The sequence below is a fragment of the Sciscionella marina DSM 45152 genome, from assembly GCF_000379465.1.
Classification (GTDB): domain Bacteria; phylum Actinomycetota; class Actinomycetes; order Mycobacteriales; family Pseudonocardiaceae; genus Sciscionella; species Sciscionella marina.
Genome location: NZ_KB905399.1, coordinates 1 through 15198, shown reverse-complemented (window position 1 = coordinate 15198; position 15198 = coordinate 1). Strand labels below are relative to the sequence as shown.

Genomic DNA, 15198 nt, shown 5'->3' with positions numbered 1-15198 from the left:
GGAAGTTTCAGCCAGCAACAGATGACCTCGACGTGGCCCCAGGAACTCTGCTCCAGGACCCGGCCCCCTGGCTGAATCCGACGACCGTGTTCGTCAGCCGGCCGTGAATCCGACGCTGGATTCGGCAGTGAACGGCTGAAAAGTCAGCGACTCCTGAAGGTACAGCTCGATGTGGTCGCCGTCGTGCGAGGTGTAACCGATGGAAAGGTCCTGGCCGATGTGCAGTTGATAGTCACCACCACGGGTGGAAACCAACAGCGCACCCTCCAGCGCCGGCGCCCAAATGGCGCCCCCGTTGGGCAGCAGCCGTTCGAGGTGATCACGGACCGGGTAGCCGGAATGAGTCGTCTCCGCCACCGCGGTGTACGCATCCGCCGAGAGCAGCAGGCTGTACGGCCCGTCGACGCCGGCCAGCCGTAGAACGGTCAAGGCCTGCGCGACGGCGTCGGGATACTGCTGGGCCTCGGCAGGCAGCGTGAGAGCCGCGTTGGAGCTGGTGGCGACGATACCGTCGATCCCGGCTGCGGCGGAACCATGAAAGATGGCGTGATCCTCGGCGAACGCGATCAGCTTCGCGGCATCCTTGACCGGTTGCCAGTCGGAATCCTGCGCTCCCCGCTCGACGTCGTCCACCGCCTGCCTGGTGACCGTGAACGGCACCCGCAATTCGATCAGCGGCTGCACCTCACGCTGGTGGACGACCACGCCCTCGAGCGGACCGTCGATCGCATGGACGTGACCGGTGCCCACCGCGGAGAACTCCAGCCCCGCCGGACCGTCCACATCCACAATCCTGCGGCCGGCGAGATGCCGGGTGAACGTCCGCCGCGTCTCCTCCTCGATCTGGGACCACGCGCCATCCGAGATCGGCGCCAATTCCCGGTGCAGATTGTTCACCATGCACTGCTCCTCTTCAGATCGCCGATGGCCAATGATCCCTCGGCACAACTTGGTCCGCCCGCATCGACCGCCGGCACGGCTTCGGGTCCTGCAGAATCGAGCACGGCAGAAGGGTCATCGAGAAACTCCGCCGTGGGCACGAAGAACAATCCCCCGGTGACCGCCCTCGAGAAATCCAGTATCCGGTCGTGATTACCCGGCGGGTCACCGATGAACATATTGGTCAGCATTCGTTCGATCACGTCCGGATCGGCCGCGTACCCGATGAAATACGTGCCGAACTCCGCGGCGCCGATCTCACCGAAGGGCATGTTGTCCCGCACGATCTGCCGTTCCGTCCCGTCGGCATCCACGATCGTGTTCGCCGCGACATGGGAGTTGTCCGGCTTGTCCGCGTCGGGCAACTCGACGTCACTGAGCTTGTGGCGCCCGATGACACGTTCCTGCTCCTCGACCGTCAGCGCGTCCCAGGCATCCAAGTCGTGCAGATACTTCTGCACGAGCACATAACTTCCCCCGGCGAAAACCGGATCCTCATCCCCGACGAACACTGCCTCGGCCGCTTCCGCACCGGTCGGATTCTCCGTGCCGTCCACGAAACCGAGCAGATCCCGCTGATCGAAATACCGGAACCCGTGCACCTCATCGACAACCTCGCCATACCCGGCCAACCGCCGGGCGAACTGGCTGGCGAGCTCGAAACAAAGGTCGAGCCGGCGCGCCCGCACATGAAACAACAGATCACCGGCCGTCCCCGGCGCGGTGTGCACCGCGCCGGTCAGCGCGCGGAACGGATGCAGCCCCGCGGGCCGTGGGCCATCGAAGAGCCGATCCCACAGCTGCGCACCCACCCCCACGGTGCAGCTCAGCTCGTCCTCCGGAGCCCGGAACGCCACCGCACGAGCCAGCCCGGCAGCATCGGCGAACAGCTCACGGATCTCGTCCTCGGCACCAGGACGGACCGTGACCACCATGAAGATCGCCGCCCTCGCCGGGGCTTCGGGAACGTACTGTAACGGAGCCGGACGCCTCATCGCCGCATCCTAACGCGCAATCGGATCTCGTTCCTCCCGCAGGCGACTACTCCGGCGATTCCGGGCAAGGGTTACACACGTGTCCCGCACGATCGGCACGCGCGACTGCGGCGAGACCAACCACGAAGCCAGGAACAGGCAAAAATCTTGTTCCCCACGATAGCGAACATTGTTCCACCCACCGGACCTCGAGCCACAAATGCAACCGACTCATCACCGGGTCTGATCCACCACTGCGATACTGGAAGCAAGTACATGTCGGTGAAGTTCGCCGAACCCCTGTCCTGCAAGGATTCTCGGCGTCCATCGGTTCCGGTGACGACCTCTCCTCCATGGGCCGGATCCACGGGCGGCGCCGATCACCGCAGAGCGCCGCTGCGCGCGAGACGGTGCGCTGCGGTTTTCCACCGTAGGGAGGACTACTCGACGCGCAGCGGCAGGCCAGGAGTTTGACATCTCCACTCCCAACCGTGATTCTGATGGCATGCGCCTTCAGAGTTGGGCGGCTCCGGGAATTTCCCGGCGCAGCCGAGCGGCCATCGGCCTGCTCGCTGCCACATGGCGGCCGTCGACGTTCGCCATCCCGAACAACCGCGCCGAAGTGCGTGCCAGCCGGGCGCTGATCGCTCGCGGACTCGCGGTGGCCTCACCACCGGTTCCCGGTGCGGTGTTCGAGCGTGTCGAGCAACCGTCAGCGGCAGGCCCGATCGTCCGTGGAGAGTGGGTGCGCACGCCGGGTACGGCCCGCGCCGACGGTGCTGTGCTTTCCATCCACGGCAGTGGTTACGCGGTGTGCTCGAGTCGCACGCATCGCGGCCTGACCTCGCATATCTCCGAGGGCACCGGCCTGCCGGTCTCCTCCATCGACTACCGCCTGGCGCCATCACATCGCTACCCCGCCGCGTCCGGAGACATCCGCGCCGCCTGGGACTGGCTGCTCGGTCAGGGCTATGCAGCCGGGCGCGTCGTCGTGGCCGGCGATTCCGCCGACGGGCACCTCCTCGGGCTTGAACTCGCGCGAGCCGGTGAGCCCTTGCCTGCCGCCTTGGTCACCTTGTCCCCCGTGGTCGACCTGTCGCTGCGGCTGGCGGTGGCCCGTGATCGCGTCGAGCGGGACCCCTTCGCCGCGGCCACGGTCGCACGGGGGATTTTGGCCACCTACGCCGATGCCGAGTCTCGGCGCGATGAGGGGCTCCGCCTCGAGTTCGCCGGTCTCGATGCCTTCCCGCCGACGCGCATCCATGCCGGTTCCACGGAGATGCTCAGCGCGGAATGCACCGAGCTCGCGCGTCGTATCCGCAATGCGGGGTTCACCGCCGAGCACCGGGTGTGGCCCGGCCAGATGCACGTGTTCCAGGCCATGACCGCCGTGGTGACCGGGGCAGCCGGCGGAATCGGCCGGTCCATGGCCACCGAACTGGCCGAAGGCGGCATCCGTGTCGCCGTCCTGTGCCCGACGTTCGTCAAGACCAACATCTTCTCCGGTGAGCTCATCGAGACCGAGACCGAGACCGCCACCGCGCGCATCGCCGACTGGGTCGGGACGTCCCCGCAGAAGGCCGCCAGGATGACGCTCGACGGTCATGACAAGGGCAGGCGCTGCGTCGTGCCCCAGCTGGATGCCCGCGCCATCCGGCTCACCAAACGCCTCATCCCCACCACCCACGCCCGCGTCGGCGGTCTGCTGAGCCGCCTGGCGTCTTTCAGCTCGGAACAGGAGGATCAAGATGAGCTACGACTTCGAAGAAATGCTGCAGACGATCAAGCACAAGCAGTGGTCGCTGGCGGACATCGACTGGGACGCGCCGGGTGCTGAGACGATGTCACAGGAAACGCGTGACAAGCTGACCCCCTTCATGGCCGATCTGGTGTGGATCGAGCACATCGGCGCCCGCGGGTTCGCGTCACTGGCGGCGAAAGCTCCGACAGCCACGATCCGCGAGATCTACCGGTACTTCCACGCCGAGGAGCAGAAACACGCGAACGCCGAGCTCGCGCTCATGCGTCGCTGGGGCATGCTCGAGCACGGCCGGATCCCCGAGCCGAACACGCAGGTCAAGCTCGCCATCAAGGTTCTCGACACCTACGGCGACACCCTGCCGTTGCAGGGGCTCGCCGCTCTCATTCCGCTGCTGGAGTGCGCTCTGGACGGGGCCCTGGTGAAGTTCCTCACCGATACCGTCGAGGATCCGCTGTGCCACGAAGTCTTCCGCCACATCAACTCCGACGAGGCCCGGCACATCACCGTCGATTTCGAGGTCTTGGACTACCTCGGCGCGCGCGGCTGGATCAGCTCGATCAGCAGCGCGGCCGAGTTGCTCGATCCCCGCGTCGTGGTCGGCCTGATCGTGGTGTTCGCACCGTTGATCAACAAGATGCGCGACAACATCGTCGGCATGGGTCTGCAGGAGAAGAAGCTGATGAACGCCGTCCGCCGCTTCGAGAAACTCGGTGGCCGCGGCGAGTACACCGCCCGGCTTGCCTCCTACCAGGCACTCAAGGTCATGGGGAATATGATCATCGACCGCAGCCACCCATACCACCGGCTGCTCGCCGACCCGATGGTCAAGATCACCAACCACGTCCCCCGGTTCCTCATCGACAAACCGCAGTCGTGGGTCAAGGGCCTGTCCCCCAAGGCGGTCGCGTGATGGCATCGGCCACCCGCAACGCCCCGGCACGCCCCGGAAGCGGACGACGTGCCCGGGCAGAATCCGCGCCCTTTCACGGCAAGCTGCTGACCGGCACCGGCTGGTTCGAACACTATTACCACGGGGAGCGGGTCGCCATCCTGGCCAGCGGCGCCGAGGCGGCCTCGATCCTGCCGGAGGTACTGCACACGGCCGAAACGGTGACGGTCTTCGAGGAGACCTCTACCTGGGTGACTCCCTTGCGCGTGCCCGGCCCACTGCGCGGCCTCGCCTCGCGTGCCTGGCTGCGGCTCTCCGTCGGTGACGCCTGGACCCGTCGCCAGCTCACCCCGAACAAGCGTTTCGACAGCCGGGAGGTCACGGTCAGCCCCAGTTACTACGCCGCCCTGCAGAACCCGCGCACCCGGCTCATCCACTGGCCTGCCTATGCAATCGCCGTCAACGGCATCCGCTCCGCCGACGGTGTCGAGTACCAGGTCGACACGATCATCGTGGGCGCGACCTCCCGGTTCGCGGCCACCGTCCCCACGACCGCGAAGGAATCCGCCCGATGACTCACGCAGTTCGCTCCGGCGCCGCTACTCCCACCCCTGCCAGTACCGGTGCCCGCATCCCGGATCACGAAATCGTCATCATCGGCGGAGGCCTGTCCGGCATCGGTGCCGCCATCATGCTCGACCGCGCAGGCTTCAGCGACTACCTGCTGCTGGAGGAAGGCGACGGCTTCGGCGGCGCCTGGCACTGGAACACGTACCCCGGCGTCGGCGTGGACATCCCGTCCTTCGCCTACCAGTTCTCCTTTGAGCAGATCACCGGCTGGTCGCGCGTCTACGCCCCCGGCGTCGAACTCAAAGCATACGCCGAGCACTGCGTCGACAAATACGACGTCCGCCGGCGCAGCAGGCTCCGCACCACCGTCCTCGCGGCGGCCTACGACGATGCCGACGACCTGTGGGAGATCCGCCTCGACGGCGACGAGGTCATCTCGGCGCGGTACGTCGTCGCAGCCACCGGCGTGCTCACCAAACCGAAAGAACCCGAGATCCCCGGCGTCGGCGAGTTCGCAGGCGAGGTCATGCACACCGCCCGCTGGGACCATTCGGTCGACCTGAACGGCAAGCGGGTCGCGATCATCGGTACCGGAGCCTCGGCGGTGCAGATCATCCCGAGCATCGCGTCCGAGGTCGAGCAGCTCACCGTCTTCCAGCGCACCCCGATCTGGTGCCTGCCCAAACCCGACGGCGCTCTGCCCTGGCCGCTGCGCACCGCACTGAGCATCATTCCGGCGTCCAAAGCCCTCGCCCGGCTCGTCAGCCAAACCTACGTGGAGATCACCTTCCCACTCGCAGCGCACTTCCATGGGTACGTCCCGACCGCGTCGTTCGGGGAGAAACTGGGCCTGCTGCACCTGCGCCGCTCGGTGAAAAACCCCGACCTGCGGCGCAAACTGACTCCGCACTATTCGCTGGGCTGCAAGCGCCCGAGTTTCTCCAACACCTACCTCCGGACATTCAACCGCCCGAACGTTCACCTCCAAACAGATTCGATCGAGGCGATCACCCCGAAAGGCGTGCGCACCGCCGACGGTACCGAGCACGAAGTCGACGTGCTGATCCTCGCCACGGGCTTCAAGGTCTTCGACAAAGGCAACATGCCACCATTCCCGGTCAGCGGCGCCGACGGCCAGGACCTCGAAACATTCTGGACCGAGAACCGGTTCCAGGCCTACCAGGGCATCAGCGTCCCGGCGTTCCCCAACTGGTTCAGCATCCTCGGTCCCTACGGCTACAACGGATCGTCCTACTTCAACCTCATCGAAACCCAATCACGGCACATCATCCGGCTGCTCAAAACCGCACGCAAACGCAAGGCGACCCGCGTGGAGGTGACCGAGGAGGCCAACGCCGAATACTTCGAAGCCGCCCTGAAACGCCGCGATAAACAGGTCTTCTTCCAGGGTCGGTGCGCGGGCGCCAACAGCTACTACTTCGACGACAACGGCGACGTCCCACTGCGCCCGGCCGCCACACTCGAAACGATGTGGGAGGCCGACCACTTCCCACTCGACGCCTACCAATTCACCGACACCACAGCCCATCTCCCGACACAACCCGCACGCTGAGATTCCCCGCTGCAGTACCCATGGGTCAGCCCGGATAAGACGGACTGTTCGTTCGCCAGCGCGGGCTGGGCCGGTGGTTTCGCAGCCTCGGCTGCGCAGTGTGGCCGGGGTGACCGCGGCCTGACCGGGCTCATCCGCACCAGACCCGACGATCTCGGTGACACGCAACGAAAATGACAGATCCCTGACGATCCCTCACCGGATAGCGAAGATCACTCGATTGCGCGGAAGCCTCGTCCAGTGCTGCTGTCTCGTCCGCGGGGAGATCGAACTCCGCCGAAGCCAACAAGGCCGGGAATCGTTCGAAGTTCGAGCGCTCGCGATCGGTGCGGCCACGGTTGCGCGGTCACGCAGCCAGGCGATCGCGACCGTGGCCAGCGCCGCTCCACGAGCGGCCAGCCACGAGCCGGTGATCGTCTCCGACTCGCCGCCGGATTGCCCGGCACGAATACGGAGCAGCCGTCGCGGTGTCGATGAAGGTGCCACCACCCGCGAGATAGGTATCCAGTACCCGGTGCGAATCCGTTTCGTCGCCGGTCCGGCCGAACGTGTCACCGCCGAGAGCGACCGGAAACACGTCGGTCCCGGATCGGCCTCACTGTGCCTCGGCTTTCCTCTCGATTGTCGAGTGGATCCCGATCGCCGCTATCCGGCTGGTTTTTCCGCCGTGCAGGTGTGGTCGTGCGCCGGTCGCCTTCCGGTGGTCAGGAAAGTGGTCACCGTGTTGTTCGCGCAGTTGTTGTGGTTGAGCAGGTAGACGCCGTGCCCGCCCTGGTCGGCGGTGATCATCCGGGCTCGGTGTCCGAATGCTCGGCGTAGTTGCCGGGCACCGGCGAGCGGGGTCACGGGATCGCGGAGGTTCTGCACCATGAGGACATTCGAAGGTCCCCGGTCACCGATGTGCACCGGTGGCTCTGCCGGGTTCGGCCAGAATGCGCATGGCTGAATGTTCGCCCCTGCAGCGCCGAACATGGGGTATCGGAGCCGGTCGATCGCGACGTGCCGCACATAGGAGGAGATCGAGGTGGGCCAACGTGAGTCGCCGCAGGTCATGGCCAGTTGGCCGGAGGTCTCGTTGTCCGGGTCCGGTGTGGGACCGGTGGCTGGCGGGCCGGTGGGTAGGGGGCGGCCGGTGTCCAGCCGGTGCCAGATTTCGGCGAGTGGGCGCAGGTTCTGATCACCGAACAGGGCGCCCCACGTGACGTACCGGAATCCTGGACCGTCGATCCCGTCGACCGGTTTCTTGTCCAGTCGGGCCGCGAGGGTGAAGTACTTCGCGGTCACCTCTGCCGGTGTGTCGCCGAGGCCGTACTGCGGGTCGGCCGAGGCGAATTTCGCGAAGTCCGGGAACCGGTCCTGGAAGCCCTGGCCGTAAAGGCGTTCATAGGGATAGGTCCAGCCACCGGGGCTCAGATTGCTGTCCAGCACGATCCGGTCGCTGTGTCGCGGGAACAGCGTGGTGTACACCGCGCCGAGGTGAGTGCCCCAGGAAGCACCGAGGAACGAGAGGCTGGGTTCACCGAGTGCTTCCCGGATCCGATCCATGTCCCGCGCGGTGTTGGCGGTGTTGATGTAGGGGCGCAGCCACGCCGTCCTCGCCTTGGCGCATTGTTCGGCGATCCGTTTCGACGCCGCGGCCTGCTCGAGCACATCGGCGGTGTCCCTGGCATACGGTGGGACGATGCCGGTCGCGGCCTGCTTCGCGGTGAGGTCGCAGGTCACCGGTGCGCTGTTGCCGAAACCCCTGGGGTCGAACCCGATCACGTCGTAGCTGTCCCGCACACTCTGCGGCAGTCCCTGTTCGGCCAGTCTCGCCGGGTAGTTCATTCCCGGATCGGGCCCGCCGGGGTTGGTCAGCAGTACACCGCGGCGCTGTGCCGGTTTTTTGCTCGGCAGTCGCGATATCCCGATCTTGATCTTGCGGCCATGCGGGTTCCGGTAGTCCACCGGAACGGCGAGGCTCGCGCACTCCAGGCCATGCCCGGTGACAGTCGCCGGGCAGCTGCCCCAGTGCAGGGCGCCCGGTGCTGCCGCGGCGGCGGTTCCCGGAATCGCCGCCGCCAGCATGGTGACGGTGATGGCGAGGAATACGGTCTTGGGCATGCGGATCGCTCCCTGTGCTGCATTCGAGTTCGTGGTCAGCGGCCGATGACGGCAGCCCGGCGGCGTCGTTGCCACATGGCCAGTGCGACGATCACGATGAACACCGCTGCTGGGCGGTCGAGTCCGGGTAAGTGGGCTTCGGCGCCCCGGGAGACCCTGCGGACCTTGCCGATCTGATCGGTGTCTTCGGTCAGCTCCAGGTTCCGGGCGCCGATCCCGGCACGGGTGATGCGTAGCTGCCGTCCGGCGGCGGTGATGTTCCAGCTGCGGAGCCCGGCGCGTTCGGCGCTGGCTATGACGTTGCCGTCGGTGGTGTGCAGTCGGCAGTCCCAGCCGAACGCGGAGTTCTCGAGTCGGTAGGTCTTCCCGCCTATTTCCAATTCGCCACCGTGCTGTGCGGTTCGCGCGGAGACCCTTGTGAGGGTGTCGCCGCCCTCGGCGATTTCGTACTGAGCGGGTACTCCGGTGCGGCGTACGCGAATGTCGGTCATGGTCTTCTCCTCGGCTGTTCGGATCAGCGGCTCATCGCGGGATGTCCGCGTGCGCGCTCATTTCGGTATTCTGGAATGCGGCGATGAACCAGCGTTCTTCGCGGCGGACGAGCGTAAACGTCTGGAATTTGTCGAACTCGATGCTTTCGGTGCCGATTCCTCCCTGGGTGAGAATGACAGCCGTATTGTCATCGAGCATCGTGGTCTGCAAGGCCTCAACGAGGAGTCTGGTGCCTTTCTGCCATCTCGTGAACACCTCGTGATGATCGTTCTGGATCTGCTTTCGCCCGCAAAGGGCGTGGCCGGTGAAGATCACATACGTCGCGTCCTCGGTGAACAGGTTCCCGAAAGCCGAGGCGTCACCGGAATCCCACGCCTCCCGGTACAGTTCCAGCACCTGCGCGGTCGTGGTCGCTTCACTCATGAGTGGACTCCATCGTAGAAATACCTACCTTTCGATTGCTCTGGTCCCAGCGGAATCGTTTGCGGGTGAGGGCGGCGAACATGATGGGCCAGAAGATCAGGGCCGCCACCGCGGGCAGTGCGGCCGGAACACCACCGGTTCCTGGTGCCCAGGTGTTTCCGTGATACGCAAGGGCGGCGAACCTGCCGATGGTGGTGCCGGGGATAGCCATGAGGATGTGGGGCAGGCTGCCGGTGGTGTCGAGGGTGAGCACGACCGCGCCGATGATGAGCACGAACACCAACGGCAGACCGGTGACGTTGGAACGCTCCGGGCTCGGCGTGATCAGCGTGGTGGCCAGTGCCGCGGTGCCGGCCAGAGACAGACCCGCGAGAACGGCCAGCGCCAGCGCACTCGGATCGGCCGGTGCCGGTGCACCCGCGAGGATGTCGGCGGTCCCGAGCACGATCAGTTGGGCCAGCGCTGTCACTACGCTGGGCGCCAGAAGACCGGCGAGCAGTGCGGAATCCGAAAGCTCACCGGTGCGCAGTCGGTTGAGCACAAGGTGACAGCGTCTGGCCACGATCGTGGATGTCGCGGTGAGATAGAGGCTCATGCCTACCACCACCGCGAGCTGAAGCGCGATCACCGTGGCCCACTGGCCAGGGGTCTGCCTGGGGTAGGCGAACAACCAGAAGACACCCAGTGCCAGAGGCAACAGGCCCGCGGTGAACAGCGCCGTACGGTTGCGCCAGAGCACGCGCAGTTCGGTGGCTGCCAATGCGCGTATCACGGTTCAGTCCTGCTCGTCGGTGTCGGCGGCACGAATACCGTGATAGATCTCGGCCAGCGAGGCCGGAGCGGCCCGCAGACCGTCCAACCGGATCCCCGCGCTGTCCGCCCAGCCGAGGAAGCGAGTGAGATCGGTCTGCAGGTCGTTGGTCGAGACCGCGATGACCGTCACGCCATCGGATGCGGTGGTGGTGACCTCACCACCGAGTTCGGGCAGCCCTTGGGATGGCGCGCCGGGCACTGTCGCGGAGAAGCCGGCCGGACGGGCCGCGACGACATCGGCCAGCGTGCCCGAGGCCGCGATCCGCCCGCGGTGCATGATCGCGAGCCGATCGGCAAGTGCCTCAGCCTCCTCGAGATAGTGGGTGGTGAGGATGACCGTACGGCCGGCCTCGGTGAGCTCGGCGATCGCATCCCAGCTACGGCGCCGTGATTCGGGATCCAGCCCGGTGGTGGGCTCGTCCAGGATGACCAGTTCAGGGGTGCCCCACACGGCCAGCGCGAGGTCCAGCCTGCGGCGCTCGCCACCGGAGAGCTTCGCGACCGGCACATCAGCGCGCTCGGCGAGCTCGAAACGGGCCAGCAGCCGTCCGGGATCATCGGCCCTGCTGGTCAGCCGCTGCCAAAGGCGCAGCGTCTCGGCGACCGAAAGCTCGGCGATGAACCCACCCTCTTGCCGCATGACCCCCATCCGGGCACGCAACTCGATCATCCCCGAACCGGGGTCGATACCGAGCACGGACACCGTTCCGCCCGAACGCCTATGAAAACCGCTGAGCACCTCGAGCGTGGTGGTCTTGCCCGCACCATCGGTGCCCAGCAGGGCGAACACCTCGCCCCGTCGCACCTGCAAGTCGATGCCCCGCACCGCCTCGTAGTCGCCATAGCGGCAGCGCAACCCGCGGATCTCGACCACGGCACCGGTCGGCGCCTGTTTCCCGGCCGAGGCGGATCGACGCGTCGTTCGTGTCATACCCCGAGCGTGGCGGCCGGGCGGAACCCACGGTAGTAGCCGGCATCATCAGGACAGATGACAGCTGTCATCAACTTGCCCCGTATCGAGTGAACAGCGATAGCCTTCACCGGTGAGCATCGCAGCAGCCACCGACGCCGAGGATCCGGCGCTGCCCGCGGCGCGCCGGAGAATGGTGATCATCTTCGTCGCGATGACCGGTCCGATCGCCGCCGGGCTACCGATCGTGTTCCTCATGTTGGACTGGCCCGGCATCCGGTTCGCCGCACCATTGGTGCTCCTGGATGCCAGCGTACTGACACTGCACTCCTGGTGGTTCCGCCGAAGCCTGCGACACCCGAAAACATACCCACCACGAAGCTATCTCGTCCTCGCGACAGTATCGGGGACGAGCCTGCTCTGCCTCGGGATCCTGAGCAGCCCGCTCGGTTCCATCTGGGCGTTCGGTCCCGCACTTCTGCTCGGCGACAGCCTCACCCGGCGCGACCGGCGGACCGTGATCGCCTCGGTGACCGGTGCCTGCCTGGCCGCATTCGGCATCGGCGTGCTCCTGGCACCCCCACCACCCGACGGCGGACCGAACTGGGCCAGCGCCACGATCGCCGCCGCCTATATGGCCGTGCTGTGGATGGCCAGTTTCAACCGTGTCTACTGGCTGGGTTCGATGAACACCCTGGACACATCCCGGCGAATGGCCACCGAGCTCGCCACGGCACGGGAACGGCTCCGGCTCGCCGACGACCTGCACGATATCCTCGGCCACGCGCTCGAAGTGGTGGCCTTCAAAAGCGAGCTCGCCGGCAAACTCCTGCCGGCCGGGGCCGGAGAAGCACGTGGCGAAATCGACGAGGTGGCGCGAGTGGCGCGTAAGGCGATGAGTGAGGTGCGTGCCCTGAGCAGAGACCGGCGCACCACCACCCTGGCCGCCGAACTCGCCGGAGCCCAGGAGACACTCGGCTCCGCGGACATCGAACTGTCCGTGACCGGCGACCCGGCACGGCTTCCCGACGAGACCCAGGACATACTCGGACGGGTACTGCGCGAGGCGATGACCAACCTGCTGCGGCACAGCAACGCCGGCCACTGCTCGGTGATCCTCGGCTATGACACCGGTATCGCCGAACTGCTCGTGACCAACGATGGCGTACCGGCCACCAACAGTAGGCCCGGCACCGAAGGCACCGGTCTGGCCGGGCTGCAGCGCTATCTGACCGAACGCCTCGGACGACTGACCGCGGGACCGGAACAGGAGGACACCTTCACCGTCCACGCCGAGCTACCGGTGCGTTCATGATTCGGCTCATCCTGGCCGAAGACGAGCATCTCACTCGTCATGCGGTGGCGACCCTGCTCGGTATGGAAGACGATCTCACCGTGGTGGGTCAGGCGGGCACCGGCAACGAAGCGTTGGAGGTGATCCGCGCCCATCGGCCCGATATCGCGGTACTCGATATCGAGATGCCCGGACTCGACGGTGCCCAGGTCGCCGAACACGTCGCCACACACCATCCCGGTACCCGCTGTGTCATCCTCACCCGCCACGCCCGCCCCGGCGTACTCCGGCGCGCCCTGGCCGCCAAGGCGATGGGGTTCGTCACCAAGAACACCCCGGCCACAACGCTTGCCCACATCATCCGCACCGTGCACGAGGGCGGCCGCTACGTCGACCCCGAACTCGCCGCCACCGCACTCGACAACGCCAACTGCCCGCTCACCGACCGCGAACTCGACGTACTACGCCAGGTCGGGCCCGCCAACACCGCCGAGGAAATCGCCACCACGGTGCATCTGTCCCCCGGCACCGTCCGCAACTACCTCTCCTCGGCCATGCGCAAACTCCAGGCCCGCACCCGCACCGAAGCCGCCGCCCATGCCCGCGACCACGGATGGCTGTGACCCAGATCGGCACAACCCGACACGAGCCGCCGGGACACACCCTGCCCGAGCAGGCCGACCTGCGCTTCGAGGAACACCTCGAAACACTCATCGACAACGGGGACCGAGTCACAGTCACCGTCGCCTCCAGCCACGAAAACACCCCGGACCTCATCGTCGGCACCGACGAAGCACACTCGCCAGCGCGCCGACCGGTATTCGGCCCGGACGAGAAGCTCACCGAACACCTCGGGCTCTACATCGCGATCGGCAACACCCCCAGCCACACCACCACCCCCACACAACGGCGGCCCAACAATTCGCACACAAGGGAGCCGACCTCACGATCCCCACCACCTGGAAAGCCATCGAAGCACGCAACACCCGACTCCACACAACCCGACCACGGTAAACTGCCATCCGTGGCCGAGGACGGATCGACACGAGGGCCCACCCGCCGCCCGGGCGGGCGCACCGCTCAGGTGCGACGCCGAATTCTCGAGGCGGCCGCCACACTGATCGCCCGCGAAGGCATCGGCGGCCTGCGCTACGACCAAGTCGCCGAGCTTGCCGAGGTCAACAAGAACACCGTCTACCGCAACTGGCCCAACCGCACCACACTGGTCGCCGACGCACTCACCAGCTTCGGCGCCGACGCCGCGCCCCTGCACGACTCCGGCGACATCGACACCGACCTCGTCGACTTCCTCGAAGCCGTCGCCACTGCCATGGCGAGCCCGCAAGGCCGGGCACTGCTGAGCGTGGTGGCCTCGGCCCGGGAGAGCCCCGAGCTACGAGCCGTCGTCGACGAGGTGTCCCACCGGCGGCAGGCAACCCTGCACCACCGCTTGCGGACCGCGATCGAACGCGGCGAGCTGCCCACGATCGATCCCTCCTTCCTCAGCGAGATGCTCACCGGACCCGTCCAGATGCTCATCACCCGCGGTACCCGCACGTTCACCCGAGCCGACGCGCACCGGGTGAGCGCAATCGTGCTCGCCGGCGTCCGTGCCACCGCCGCCGACGACGGATCTCCCGTCGTCGTTGCACGTGATACCGAAGACGCCGAGCCCCACTCGCCAGGCTGAATACCCGGTTTCCAGGATGGGGAGGGAGTGTCCGTGCTTGTGCGGGCACTCCCTCCCCCGTGTTCTAGCGTTCCGGGGTGGGCGCGGTCCCCGCGTGCACGGCACCGACATCGATGGTGTGGCTGTCCGCATTGGCATCCACCGCACCGAGATTCCAGCCCAGGCTCACGTTCGGATCGATCGGATCCCCGTGCGGATTACTCCCCGCCGCAGCGGTGTAAGTGATCGCGTTCGGCGTCTGCTGCTCCTCGGCGACCGCTGTCCAGTGCAAAGGCACATAAGCAGAACTGCCATCAGCGATCCCGACAGCAGGCGCACCACCGGCCGCCTCGTTGTCCACCAACACGTTGTGCGCACCCACCAGCCCGACCTCCGGCACCCCGGCAAGCGCACAACGCTCACCCTGCTTCGCGGTGAACTGGATCGCCCCGGAACGATTCCCCATACCCGCATCACCAGGCACGAGGTTGGTCGTGAACTGATTCGCAGTACACGGCAGCAAACCCGCACCAGAAGCCTCAGCAGCACTCGCGGTAGCACCGAGCACACCGACACCGATCCCGGCCACCGCGAACCCGGCCACCATCCGACGCACCACACTGTTCATGACTTCCCCTTCCCAGGCACCCCAAGCAGGGCACCACCATCGGTGAACCACTCACCACGATTGATCTCTCACCGGAAAAGATGCACAGACCCACGGGAAGGAGGCCAAAACATGACACCGCTCGCCAAAAGACAACCCCGACGCCACCCACACGTCCAC

Annotated in this window: 15 protein-coding genes; 7 read left to right on the top strand and 8 right to left on the bottom strand. The window is 66.4% G+C overall.

Annotation, left to right across the window (positions count from 1 at the left end; genetic code table 11):
- Positions 1-93: 93 nt before the first annotated feature.
- The gene (locus A37U_RS0123390; RefSeq protein WP_020499097.1) at positions 94-900 is read right to left on the bottom strand and encodes a family 1 encapsulin nanocompartment shell protein; all 807 of its coding nucleotides are present in this window, start codon (positions 898-900) and stop codon (positions 94-96) included.
- Positions 894-1934, bottom strand: a complete 1041-nt coding sequence (locus A37U_RS0123385; RefSeq protein ID WP_020499096.1) for a Dyp-type peroxidase — start codon at positions 1932-1934, stop codon at positions 894-896. Before A37U_RS0123385 ends, A37U_RS0123390 begins: the two co-directional genes overlap by 7 nt.
- Before the next feature lie 484 nt (positions 1935-2418).
- Between A37U_RS0123385 and A37U_RS48485 the strand changes: the two genes are divergently transcribed.
- From A37U_RS48485 to A37U_RS0123365, 4 genes are read left to right on the top strand one after another with little or no spacing between them, the layout of a single operon-like run.
- Complete coding sequence (locus A37U_RS48485) at positions 2419-3750, top strand: alpha/beta hydrolase fold domain-containing protein (RefSeq protein WP_020499095.1); 1332 nt, start codon at positions 2419-2421, stop codon at positions 3748-3750.
- On the top strand, positions 3662-4585 hold the full coding sequence (locus A37U_RS0123375) for a hypothetical protein (protein ID WP_026197522.1): 924 nt from the start codon (positions 3662-3664) through the stop codon (positions 4583-4585). The genes A37U_RS48485 and A37U_RS0123375 overlap by 89 nt, the downstream gene beginning before the upstream one ends.
- Positions 4585-5139: an NAD(P)/FAD-dependent oxidoreductase gene (locus tag A37U_RS0123370; protein ID WP_020499093.1), complete on the top strand. Its 555-nt coding sequence runs from the start codon at positions 4585-4587 to the stop codon at positions 5137-5139. The genes A37U_RS0123375 and A37U_RS0123370 overlap by 1 nt, the downstream gene beginning before the upstream one ends.
- Entirely contained in the window at positions 5136-6707 is a 1572-nt protein-coding gene (locus tag A37U_RS0123365) for a flavin-containing monooxygenase (RefSeq protein WP_020499092.1), read from the top strand. The genes A37U_RS0123370 and A37U_RS0123365 overlap by 4 nt, the downstream gene beginning before the upstream one ends.
- 645 nt (positions 6708-7352) lie before the next feature.
- Here A37U_RS0123365 and A37U_RS0123355 read toward each other — a convergent pair.
- Genes A37U_RS0123355 through A37U_RS44880 form a run of 5 tightly spaced genes read right to left on the bottom strand, consistent with a single transcriptional unit; the run spans position 7353 to position 11469 of the window.
- Entirely contained in the window at positions 7353-8810 is a 1458-nt protein-coding gene (locus A37U_RS0123355) for an alpha/beta hydrolase (RefSeq protein WP_020499091.1), read from the bottom strand.
- 35 nt (positions 8811-8845) lie between these two features.
- Positions 8846-9301, bottom strand: coding sequence for a hypothetical protein (locus A37U_RS0123350; protein WP_020499090.1), 456 nt, complete (start codon positions 9299-9301; stop codon positions 8846-8848).
- 31 nt (positions 9302-9332) lie between these two features.
- Entirely contained in the window at positions 9333-9725 is a 393-nt protein-coding gene (locus tag A37U_RS0123345; protein WP_020499089.1) for an SgcJ/EcaC family oxidoreductase, read from the bottom strand.
- On the bottom strand, positions 9718-10497 hold the full coding sequence (locus A37U_RS0123340) for a hypothetical protein (RefSeq protein WP_157182988.1): 780 nt from the start codon (positions 10495-10497) through the stop codon (positions 9718-9720). Before A37U_RS0123340 ends, A37U_RS0123345 begins: the two co-directional genes overlap by 8 nt.
- A 3-nt stretch (positions 10498-10500) precedes the next feature.
- Positions 10501-11469, bottom strand: a complete 969-nt coding sequence (locus A37U_RS44880) for an ABC transporter ATP-binding protein (protein ID WP_020499087.1) — start codon at positions 11467-11469, stop codon at positions 10501-10503.
- 112 nt (positions 11470-11581) lie between these two features.
- Here A37U_RS44880 and A37U_RS48480 point away from each other — a divergent pair, with 112 nt between their 5' ends.
- The 3 genes from A37U_RS48480 to A37U_RS53840 are packed head-to-tail and all read left to right on the top strand — an operon-like array spanning position 11582 to position 14432.
- On the top strand, positions 11582-12763 hold the full coding sequence (locus A37U_RS48480) for a sensor histidine kinase (protein ID WP_020499086.1): 1182 nt from the start codon (positions 11582-11584) through the stop codon (positions 12761-12763).
- Complete coding sequence (locus A37U_RS0123325) at positions 12760-13365, top strand: response regulator transcription factor (RefSeq protein ID WP_020499085.1); 606 nt, start codon at positions 12760-12762, stop codon at positions 13363-13365. The genes A37U_RS48480 and A37U_RS0123325 overlap by 4 nt, the downstream gene beginning before the upstream one ends.
- Positions 13362-14432, top strand: coding sequence for a TetR/AcrR family transcriptional regulator (locus tag A37U_RS53840; protein WP_020499084.1), 1071 nt, complete (start codon positions 13362-13364; stop codon positions 14430-14432). The genes A37U_RS0123325 and A37U_RS53840 overlap by 4 nt, the downstream gene beginning before the upstream one ends.
- Positions 14433-14496: 64 nt before the next feature.
- On the opposite strand, the gene A37U_RS0123315 is transcribed toward A37U_RS53840, so the two are convergent.
- Positions 14497-15039: a DUF4232 domain-containing protein gene (locus A37U_RS0123315; protein ID WP_020497574.1), complete on the bottom strand. Its 543-nt coding sequence runs from the start codon at positions 15037-15039 to the stop codon at positions 14497-14499.
- Positions 15040-15198 lie beyond the last annotated feature (159 nt).

Bases quoted from the DNA above. Each gene is read 5' to 3' on its own strand.
- A37U_RS0123390 (WP_020499097.1), bottom strand. From the start codon at position 900: ATGGTGAACAATCTGCACCGGGAATTGGCGCCGATCTCGGATGGCGCG.
- A37U_RS0123385 (WP_020499096.1), bottom strand. From the start codon at position 1,934: ATGAGGCGTCCGGCTCCGTTACAGTACGTTCCCGAAGCCCCGGCGAGG.
- A37U_RS48485 (WP_020499095.1), top strand. From the start codon at position 2,419: ATGCGCCTTCAGAGTTGGGCGGCTCCGGGAATTTCCCGGCGCAGCCGA.
- A37U_RS0123375 (WP_026197522.1), top strand. From the start codon at position 3,662: ATGAGCTACGACTTCGAAGAAATGCTGCAGACGATCAAGCACAAGCAG.
- A37U_RS0123370 (WP_020499093.1), top strand. From the start codon at position 4,585: ATGGCATCGGCCACCCGCAACGCCCCGGCACGCCCCGGAAGCGGACGA.
- A37U_RS0123365 (WP_020499092.1), top strand. From the start codon at position 5,136: ATGACTCACGCAGTTCGCTCCGGCGCCGCTACTCCCACCCCTGCCAGT.
- A37U_RS0123355 (WP_020499091.1), bottom strand. From the start codon at position 8,810: ATGCCCAAGACCGTATTCCTCGCCATCACCGTCACCATGCTGGCGGCG.
- A37U_RS0123350 (WP_020499090.1), bottom strand. From the start codon at position 9,301: ATGACCGACATTCGCGTACGCCGCACCGGAGTACCCGCTCAGTACGAA.
- A37U_RS0123345 (WP_020499089.1), bottom strand. From the start codon at position 9,725: ATGAGTGAAGCGACCACGACCGCGCAGGTGCTGGAACTGTACCGGGAG.
- A37U_RS44880 (WP_020499087.1), bottom strand. From the start codon at position 11,469: ATGACACGAACGACGCGTCGATCCGCCTCGGCCGGGAAACAGGCGCCG.
- A37U_RS0123325 (WP_020499085.1), top strand. From the start codon at position 12,760: ATGATTCGGCTCATCCTGGCCGAAGACGAGCATCTCACTCGTCATGCG.
- A37U_RS0123315 (WP_020497574.1), bottom strand. From the start codon at position 15,039: ATGAACAGTGTGGTGCGTCGGATGGTGGCCGGGTTCGCGGTGGCCGGG.